The organism is Bacillus cereus group sp. BfR-BA-01441, from assembly GCF_022663075.1.
In the GTDB taxonomy this organism is placed as follows: domain Bacteria; phylum Bacillota; class Bacilli; order Bacillales; family Bacillaceae_G; genus Bacillus_A; species Bacillus_A cereus.
This window is the reverse complement of the sequence record NZ_JAKUEU010000185.1, coordinates 1-2,423: the sequence shown is the minus strand read 5'-3', so window position 1 is coordinate 2,423 and position 2,423 is coordinate 1. Positions and strand designations below refer to the sequence as shown.

Here is a 2,423-nt window from a genome sequence, read left to right as displayed (position 1 = left end):
CTCTCATGAACAAAAATTATAATTAGGAGAACAAAGGAAGGAAGACGTACACTACAACCCTGTTTTTGGTTGTCTGGTTGCTTCCGAAGGAGGAAAGACAATTGATCCCCAGCGTTACGAAAGTTCGCTAGGGATCAATGTGATTTTAAAATTATTTTATAACTCCTGTATAATTAATAAATGCGTATGCCCCATATACCCCAGCAAGGAAAACTACAGCTATCAGCATTAGCATAGAAATTTCTAAAAAAACCGCTTTAAAACTTTTTTTCACACTTCGCCTAGCATAATTACTACCATAAGCATATTTCATTATATTTAACATGATTACTATGATTATAAAACCAAATATCAAATTAAAAACAGTTGAATATTCACTATATAGATAACTCAAAAAACCAAAAAAAGAGAAACCCTTCATTACTTTTCACCTCTTTATATAAATTTTAAAGATTAAGTGAAAATCTCCCCTAAAGTAAAAACCTCCATGTTAAAGGAATAAGAATTAAATGTAGTATAAATATCGTCCAAGTGATTTTATTATTTTTCTTTATTCCTATCACTCTTTTAAAAATAAAATTAAAGAACCACGCTCCAAAAATCGTGACTAAAATTTCAAAAATAACAAGTATCCATTCCAATATAGTATGATCTTGATTTGGAGAAGCACCAGCCATAACAAGAATAACCACTATTGGAAATGCTGGTATAAAAACTAATAAATAAGAAAAGAAATAGAAAACATACTTTATAAATACTTTTATATCAATAGTATCCATTGTTTTATTCCCCTTATTAATCATTCCAACTTATTATGACAAAATCTTCATAAGTAAAAACTTTCTCACTTTCCAGCTCAACCTTTTTCATTGTAGATTCGTAACAATGTATCTTTTGTACAGGTTCATTTTTCTGGAATTGAAATAACACACACATCATATCAACAACTTCTTCTACAGAAATCTTATCAAAAACCTTTTTATTAGATTGCAACTTATCGACTACAAAATTATATTTTTGAATGAATTCCTCTTGTGTAAATTTAGTTTCATGATAAAGTTCACATGTAGTTCTATCATCCCCTACTCCTTGCTCAATACAATATTTAAATTGTTTCAATATAACCACTCCTTTTTAGTTTAATTCCTTATATTCATTATAACATAATATATACTGAATGTATATTGAATACACACAAAAATCAAAAAGCCAATGTATTTTATCAACATCGGCTTTTTAATCAGTTCTTTTTTCTATATCATATTCCTTTATCTTCTTATATAATGTATTTCGACTAATTTTAGTAATTTCACTTATCTTCTTCATTGGCATTTTTGATGTACTATATAATTCTAAAGCATGTTGTAAGCTTGGATTTTCCTTTGTATATTTCGGCTTTCTTCCTTTATATACTCCATTTCTTTTTGCAATTTCTATACCTTGTCTTTGATGTTCCAAAATTCTTTCTCGTTCTTCCTGAACAGTCCAGCTTAATACAGTTAAAACAATCTCTGATATTAAATTAGCTATACTTGGCATATCTTTAAATTTTCTTGTATCTAAAATAGGCATATTAATAATATAGATATCAATTTCATTTTCTTGAAAATAACGCCATTCATCCATAATTTCTTTTTTATTCCGGCCAAACCTTGATAGATCCTCTACAACAATTGTATCTTTAAATCTAAGCATACTTTTCATCTTTTGGTATTCAGTTCTGTCAAAATTCTTTCCTGATTCTTTATCCAAGAAAATTTTTTCACATCCAGCTTTTTTTAAAGCTTCAATTTGTCTACTTTCATTTTGATCCTTTGTACTTATCCTTGCATAACCAATTAGCATTACACACTCACCTTGTCTGTCTTATCTTTGATGTTTCCATTATCAATAAATTCAATAGTAATAATACCATTTCTAGTAGCTTTTACATGTGTTTTTTTTCCCTGTTTTGCAATCATAAATGTATCTGTTACTTCGTTTTCATTCACACGATATTTCCTAACATATTTTTGTTTATAATGATTTTGTTTGTACCATAAAAGAATATTATAGCAAACACTGACTACTAGCAAACCTATTAAAATATACATTTACTTATCTCCCCTTAATACATAAATTTATATAATTGTAGTTAATTATATAAAAAATACAAACTACAAGTTAATACTATTAAAAAACAGCCTAACAATGTTTTAATAATCTTTGATTTACTAAACCAAGAAGCTACAATAATAAATGATAATCCACTCATAAAAACAGCAAATAAAAACAATCCACTAGCACTGTAGCCCAAAATTCCCCTCTCCTTCTATATGTTCTAAAATTTAAACATTATATATCAAATGCTTCTAAATTTTGTTAAACATTGTTTTTGGCATCATTTTCTTCATTATTATTTTCGATATTTTTTAAAGTTAAAT

The 2,423-nt window shown here is 27.3% G+C and carries 6 protein-coding genes; all 6 read right to left on the bottom strand.

From position 1 onward, the window contains the following. Positions 1 to 151 precede the first annotated feature (151 nt). Positions 152 to 421: a hypothetical protein gene (locus MR107_RS29730; protein ID WP_242293124.1), complete on the bottom strand. Its 270-nt coding sequence runs from the start codon at positions 419 to 421 to the stop codon at positions 152 to 154. A gap of 49 nt (positions 422 to 470) precedes the next feature. Beyond that, on the bottom strand, positions 471 to 779 hold the full coding sequence (locus tag MR107_RS29725; protein ID WP_242293123.1) for a hypothetical protein: 309 nt from the start codon (positions 777 to 779) through the stop codon (positions 471 to 473). 16 nt (positions 780 to 795) lie between these two features. Continuing rightward, on the bottom strand, positions 796 to 1,119 hold the full coding sequence (locus MR107_RS29720) for a hypothetical protein (RefSeq protein WP_242293122.1): 324 nt from the start codon (positions 1,117 to 1,119) through the stop codon (positions 796 to 798). Between the two features lie 117 nt (positions 1,120 to 1,236). Continuing rightward, positions 1,237 to 1,845, bottom strand: a complete 609-nt coding sequence (locus tag MR107_RS29715; protein ID WP_242293121.1) for a recombinase family protein — start codon at positions 1,843 to 1,845, stop codon at positions 1,237 to 1,239. Continuing rightward, positions 1,845 to 2,093 carry a hypothetical protein gene (locus MR107_RS29710; protein ID WP_000275629.1) on the bottom strand — a complete coding sequence of 83 codons (249 nt, stop codon included), beginning with the start codon at positions 2,091 to 2,093 and terminating at the stop codon, positions 1,845 to 1,847. The genes MR107_RS29715 and MR107_RS29710 overlap by 1 nt, the downstream gene beginning before the upstream one ends. Positions 2,094 to 2,134: 41 nt before the next feature. Further along, entirely contained in the window at positions 2,135 to 2,296 is a 162-nt protein-coding gene (locus MR107_RS29705) for a hypothetical protein (RefSeq protein ID WP_157406506.1), read from the bottom strand. Positions 2,297 to 2,423: the final 127 nt, after the last annotated feature.